This is a genomic window from Caulobacter sp. P1_B12_2 (genome assembly GCF_056406675.1).
Genome location: NZ_JBFTZS010000450.1, coordinates 1 through 6,819 on the forward strand (window position 1 = coordinate 1; position 6,819 = coordinate 6,819).

Annotated in this window: 3 protein-coding genes and 1 pseudogene; 2 read left to right on the forward strand and 2 right to left on the reverse strand. The window is 68.8% G+C overall.

Annotation, left to right across the window (positions count from 1 at the left end):
* Positions 1–276 (reverse strand): undecaprenyl-diphosphate phosphatase (locus AC1DZ6_RS21225; protein ID WP_477099117.1); only part of this gene is annotated, 276 nt, incomplete at its 3' end.
* Positions 277–524: 248 nt separating this feature from the next.
* Between AC1DZ6_RS21225 and AC1DZ6_RS21230 the strand changes: the two genes are divergently transcribed.
* Positions 525–1,973, forward strand: coding sequence for an NAD(P)-dependent oxidoreductase (locus AC1DZ6_RS21230; protein ID WP_477099118.1), 1,449 nt, complete (start codon positions 525–527; stop codon positions 1,971–1,973).
* 4 nt (positions 1,974–1,977) lie between these two features.
* Positions 1,978–6,355, forward strand: a pseudogene (gltB, locus tag AC1DZ6_RS21235) (glutamate synthase large subunit).
* Between the two features lie 137 nt (positions 6,356–6,492).
* On the opposite strand, the gene AC1DZ6_RS21240 reads toward gltB, so the two are convergent.
* The coding region (locus AC1DZ6_RS21240; protein ID WP_477099119.1) for a citrate/2-methylcitrate synthase at positions 6,493–6,819 on the reverse strand (327 nt) is incomplete at its 5' end.

A 6,819-nucleotide genomic window follows, 5' to 3' on the forward strand; every position in this document is an offset into this window, starting at 1 on the left:
GGCGGGGATGCAGCCGATGATCACGCTGAGCGCGAAGCGGCGGGCTTCCGGTTTGGTCGGCAGGCCGATCACCACCTGCCACAGGCGCTGGAAATAGACCGCGACCACCGCCAGGACCGCGCCCAGCTGGATCAGCACGATGAAGGTGTCCCAGGTCGGATCGGTCAGGCCCAGGGCGATCTTGGTCAGCAACAGATGCCCGGTCGAAGACACGGGGATGAATTCTGTCAGGCCCTCGACCAGGCCCAGCACGATCGCGATCAGCCAATCCGGCATCGTCATTCCCTATAGGCGCTCGGCCACTAAAACCCCGTGCCGGGCGTGCGCCTGACACGGTAAACAAGTCGTTTATCCACTAAGTGGACGATAATGGGCTACAGCTGAGAGTCGCTCGCAATAACCCCGGCGGGATCACGGATATATTTGTCTACATTTTTGACCGACGCATTCTTCTTGCCCCCAAGAGTCCGTAAGAGGCCCGCGCACGCAAATTTTTCCCCGGAAGCGGGGACGAGGGAAGTCGCATGGCCGAGCGCATGCTGAAATTCACGACCGTCGCCCGCACGACGCCCGAAAAGCGGGCGGCCGGCGAGCGCAACGGCGACTTCCACGAGATCTACGCCGACTTCATCGATGCGAAAGCCACCGAGCAGGCCTCGCGTTGTTCGCAATGCGGCGTGCCGTTCTGCCAGACCCACTGCCCCCTGCACAACAACATCCCCGACTGGCTGCGGATGACCGCCGAAGGCCGTCTGGAAGAGGCCTATCAGCTGTCGCAGGCGACCAATTCCATGCCGGAGGTCTGCGGTAGAATCTGCCCGCAGGACCGCCTGTGCGAAGGCAACTGCGTCATAGAGCAGTCGGGTCACGGCACCGTGACGATCGGCTCGGTCGAACGCTACCTGTCCGACAAGGCCTGGGAGATGGGCTGGGTGAAGCCTCTGGTCGCCAAGGCCGACCGCGGCCAGTCGGTGGGGATCATCGGCGCGGGACCCGCCGGCCTGGCCGCCGCCGAGCTGCTGCGCGAGCAAGGCTACGCCGTCACCGTCTACGACCGCCACGACCGGGCCGGCGGCCTGCTGATCTACGGCATCCCCGGCTTCAAGCTGGAAAAGGACGTCGTCGAGCGCCGCACCCAGCGCCTGGCGGACGGCGGCGTGGTGTTCAAGCTGGGCTTCGAGGTCGGCCGCGACGCCACCCTGCAGCAGCTGCGCGACCAGCATGACGCCGTGCTGATCGCCGTCGGCGTCTATGCCGCCCGCGACCTGGTCGCGCCGGGCGCCGGCGCCAAGGGCGTGGTCGCCGCGCTGGACTACCTGATCGCCTCCAACAAGAAGACCCTGGGCGACGACGTCCCGGCCTATGACAGCGGCGAACTGAACGCGGCCGGCAAGGACGTGGTCGTGGTCGGCGGCGGCGACACCGCCATGGACTGCGTGCGCACCGCCATACGCCAGGGCGCCACCTCGGTCACCTGCCTCTATCGCCGCGACAAGGCCAACATGCCGGGCTCGCTGCGCGAAGTGGCCAACGCCGAGGAAGAGGGCGTGACCTTCGAATGGCTGGCCGCCCTGCGCGCCCTGGGCGGCGACGCCGACGCCGTGACCGGCGTGCGCGCCATCCGCATGCGCCTGGGCGCCCCGGACGCCTCGGGCCGCCAGACCCCGGAAGAGATCGACGGCGGCGACTTCGACCGTCCGGCCCAACTGGTGGTCAAGGCCCTGGGCTTCGAGCCCGAGAACCTGCCCGAGACCTGGTCGGCCCCCGACCTGAAGACCACGCGCTGGGGCACGGTGAAAGCCGACGTCCGCCACCAGATGACCAATCTGGACGGGGTGTTCGCGGCCGGCGACATCGTGCGCGGCGCCTCCCTGGTGGTGTGGGCGATCAAGGACGGCCGCGACGCCGCCGACGCCATGCACCGCTACCTGATGACCAAGACCGGCGCCTCGGCGCTGATCGCGGCGGAGTAAGATCATGTCCGAGCACGACCTCTATCTGAAGAACCGCCAGCGCCTGATCGACGGCCACGCCTACGATCCCTCGACCGAGCGCGACGCGTGCGGCGTGGGTCTGGTCTGCGCCATCGACGGCCAGCCGCGCCGCGAGGTCGTCGAGCTGGCGATCAAGGCCCTGAAGGCCCTGTGGCACCGCGGCGCGGTCGACGCCGACGGCAAGACCGGCGACGGCGCCGGCGTGCTGGTCAGCGTTCCGCAGGACTTCTTCATCGACCAGGTGCGCCGCACCGGCCACGCCCTGCGCCAGGGTCCGATCGCGGTCGGCCAGATCTTCCTGCCGCGCACCGACCTGGGCGCCCAGGAAGCCTGCCGCACGATCGTCGAGGCCGAGGCCCTGCGTTTCGGCTTCTACATCTATGGCTGGCGCCAGGTGCCGGTCGACACCTCGGTGATCGGCGAGAAGGCCAACGCCACCCGTCCCGAGATCGAGCAGATCATGCTGGCCGCTCCGGCCGGCCTGGAAGGCGAGGCCCTGGAGCGCGCCCTCTTCCTGTGCCGCAAGCGCATCGAAAAGCGCGTCCACGCCCAGAACCTGTCGGGCTTCTACATCTGCTCGTTCTCGGCCAAGTCCCTGATCTACAAGGGCATGTTCCTGGCCGAGCACATCGACGAGTTCTATCCGGACCTCAAGGACGAGCGCTTCAGCGCCGCGGTGGCGATCTTCCACCAGCGCTATTCGACCAACACCTTCCCCGAATGGCGCCTGGCCCAGCCGTTCCGGATGCTGGCCCACAATGGTGAGATCAACACCATCAAGGGCAACATCAACTGGATGAAGTCCCACGAGATCAAGATGGCGGCCGACGCCTTCGGCGAGTTCGGGGACGACGTGAAGCCGGTGATCCAGCCGGGCGGGTCCGACAGCGCCAACCTGGACAACACCTTCGAGGTGCTGGTCCGGGCCGGCCGCGACGCGCCGATGGCCAAGACCCTGCTGGTGCCGGAAGCCAACAGCGATCACATGAAGGCCTCGCACAAGGCCCTCTACAGCTACTGCAACGCGGTGATGGAGCCGTGGGACGGCCCGGCCGCCCTGTGCGCCACCGACGGCCGCTGGGTCGTGGCCGGCAAGGACCGCTCGGGCCTGCGCCCGCTGCGCGTGGCCTATACCGACGACGGCCTGGTGATCATGGGTTCGGAAGCCGGCATGTGCGGCGTCGAGGAAAGCCGCATCACCCGCAAGCTGGCGATCTCGCCGGGCCGGATGATCGCCATCGACCTGGTGGGCGGCAAGCTCTACGGCGAAGACGACATCATCGACGAACTGGCCGGCCGCCACCCCTATACAGGAGGGCAAGGAAGCCGTCGGCTCGATGGGCGACGACGCGCCCCTGGCCGTGCTGTCGGAGAAGTACCGTCCGCTCAGCCACTTCTTCCGCCAGAACTTCAGCCAGGTGACCAACCCGCCGATCGACCCCCTGCGGGAGACCGGCGTGATGAGCCTGAAGACCCGGTTCAAGAACCTGGGCAACATCCTCGCCCAGGACGCGGCCCAGGCCGACGTCTACGTGCTGGAAAGCCCGGTCCTGACCACCGGCATGTACGAGCGCATCCACGGCCTGCTGGGCGAGAAGAGCGTGGTGGTCATCGACTGCACCATGCCGCTGCCGGCCCCGGAAGCCCGTCCCGGCGACGCCCTGCGCGCCAACCTCGACCGCATCCGCGCCGACGCGGAAGACGCGGTGCTGCGCGGCTGCGGGGCCATCGTCCTGACCGACGAAGGCTCGGGCGAGGGGCGCGTGGCCCTGCCGATGATCCTGGCCACCGGCGGCGTCCACGCCCACCTGGTCGCCAAGGGCCTGCGATCGTACGTCTCGATCATCGTCCGCTCGGCCGAGTGCCTGGACACCCACTATTTCGCGGTGCTGGTCGGCGTGGGCGCCACGGCGGTCAACGCCTATCTGGCCCAGGAAAGCTTCCAGGATCGCCTGGAGCGCGGCCTGCTGGGCGACAAGTCGCTGCGCGACGTCTGCATCAACTTCAAGACGGCCATCRAGGGCGGTCTGCTGAAGATCATCTCCAAGATGGGCATCAGCGTCATCTCCTCGTACCGCGGCGGCTACAACTTCGAAGCCGTCGGCCTGTCGCGCGCCCTGGCCGCCGAGTTCTTCCCCGGCATGCCCTCGCGAATCTCGGGCATCGGCCTGGCCGGGCTGGAGTCCAAGGCGGTCGAGCTGCATCGCAAGGCCTGGGGCGAGACCGCCGTGACCTTGCCGGTCGGCGGCCTCTACAAGCTGCGCCGCTCGGGCGAGGTCCACGCCTTTGAGGCGCGGCTGATCCACACCCTGCAGAGCGCCTGCGACACCGGCGACTTCGAGCTCTATCGCCGCTGGTCCAACGGCCTGCGCACCCAGAAGCCGGTGCAGCTGCGCGACCTGCTGGACTGGCGCTCGGACCGCAACCCGATCTCGACCGACGACGTCGAGAGCGTCAACGAGATCCGCAAGCGCTTCGTCACGCCGGGCATGAGCCTGGGCGCCCTGGGCCCCGAGGCCCACGGCGTGCTGAACATCGCCATGAACCGGATCGGCGCCAAGTCGGTGTCGGGCGAGGGCGGCGAGGACTCCGCGCGCTACAAGCCCCTGCCGAACGGCGACAACCCCAACAGCGCCATCAAGCAGGTGGCCTCGGGCCGGTTCGGCGTCACCGCGGAATATCTGAACCAGTGCCGCGAGATCGAGATCAAGGTCGCCCAGGGCGCCAAGCCCGGCGAGGGCGGGCAACTTCCTGGCTTCAAGGTCACGGAGATGATCGCCCGTCTGCGCCACGCCACCCCCGGCGTGATGCTGATCAGCCCGCCGCCGCACCACGACATCTATTCGATCGAGGACCTGGCCCAGCTCATCTACGACCTGAAGCAGATCAACCCGATCGCCCGCGTCACGGTGAAGCTGGTGGCCGCCACCGGCATCGGCGCGATCGCGGCCGGGGTCGCCAAGGCCAAGGCCGACGTCATCCTGGTGGCCGGCAATGTCGGCGGCACCGGCGCCTCCTCGCAGACCTCGGTGAAGTACGCCGGCGGTCCGTGGGAGATGGGCCTGTCGGAAGCCAACCAGGTGCTGACCCTGAACAACCTGCGCCACTCGGTGGTGCTGCGCACGGACGGCGGCATCCGCACCGGCCGCGACGTGGTGATCGCCGCCATGCTGGGCGCCGAGGAGTTCGGCATCGGCACCGCCTCGCTGGTGGCCATGGGCTGCATCATGGTGCGCCAGTGCCACTCCAACACCTGTCCCGTGGGCGTCTGCACCCAGGATGAGAGCCTGCGCGCCAAGTTCACCGGCACGCCGGAAAAGGTCATCAACCTGTTCAGCTTCATCGCTGAAGAGGTCCGCGAGATCCTGGCCGGTCTGGGCTTCAAGAGCCTGCYGGAGATCGTCGGCCGCACCGACCTGCTGGCCCAGGTCAGCCGGGGCGGCGAGCACCTCGACGACCTTGACCTGAACCCGCTGCTGGTCCGCGCCGACCCCGGCCAGAACAAGCCCTATTCCACCGTCGAGGGCGGCCGTAACCCGGTGCCCGACACCCTGGACGCCCAGATCGTCCGCGACGCCGCGCCCCTGCTGGAACGCGGCGAGAAGATGCAGCTGACCTATACGGTCCGCAGCACCGCCCGCTCGATCGGCTCGCGCACCTCCAGCCACATCGTGCGCAAGTTCGGCATGAAGGGCCTGCCCGCCGGCCACCTGACCGTCCAGCTCAAGGGCTCGGCCGGCCAGAGCCTGGGGGCCTTCGCGGTCCAGGGCCTGCGGATCGAGCTGACCGGCGAGGCCAACGACTATGTCGGCAAGGGCCTGTCGGGCGCGACGATCGTCATCAAGCCGGCCCGCGGCCTGGCGGCGCCCGAGACCAACACCCTGATCGGCAACACCGTGCTGTTCGGAGCCACGGCCGGGCGGCTGTTCGCGGCCGGCCAGGCCGGCGAGCGCTTCGCGGTCCGCAACTCGGGCGCCACCACGGTGGTCGAGGGCTGCGGCGCCAACGGCTGCGAATACATGACCGGCGGCCAGGTGGTGATCCTGGGTCCGACGGGCGGCAACTTCGGGGCCGGCATGACCGGCGGCATGGCCTTCGTCCTGGACCAGCACGGCCGGTTCGAGAACCTGGTCAACCCGGACAGCATCCTGGTCCAGCGCCTGGCCTCCCCCTATTGGGAAGGCGTGCTGCGCTCGCTGCTGGCCGAACACGCCCGCGAGACCGACTCGGCCTTCGCCGAAAGCCTGATCCGCGACTGGGACCGCGTGCGGGACCTGTTCTGGCAGGTCTGCCCGAAGGAGATGGTCTCGCGGCTTCMGCAACCGCTGGCGGCGGAAGAGGCGGTCCACGAGCGGGCTTAGGGGCTCACTTGCCCCCACCTGACGGCTTCGCCGTCTGTCCGCCCCCATAGGGGGCGGAGGACGCAAACGCGGCGCGCCTCTTCCCCCTGTGGGGGAAGACGGCCGCGAAGCGGCCCGTAGGGGGCAAGTGTTCGCCGCTACTTCGCCGGCTGCACGCCCACATACCGCGCCCGGGGCCTGATCAGTTTCCCCGTCTGCAACTGCTCGATCGCATGGGCGTGCCACCCCGCCATCCGCCCGACGGCGAACAGGCTGAACGGTGCGTCGGCCGGCAGGGCCAACGTCCGGGCCATGGCCACGAGGGCGAAATCGATATTCGGCGGCAGGCCAGTGGCGGACTCCGTTTCGGCGCGCAGCTCGGCCAGGACCGGCGGSATCTTGAAGGCGTCCAGCAGCGCCGTCGCGCGCGGGTCGCCGTCCGGATAGAGCGGGTGGCCAAAGCCCGGCATGGCCGAGCCCTGGGC

What these genes read in the sequence shown, in the direction of transcription:
- AC1DZ6_RS21230 (WP_477099118.1), top strand. Translation starts at nt 525, where the DNA reads ATGGCCGAGCGCATGCTGAAATTCACGACCGTCGCCCGCACGACGCCC.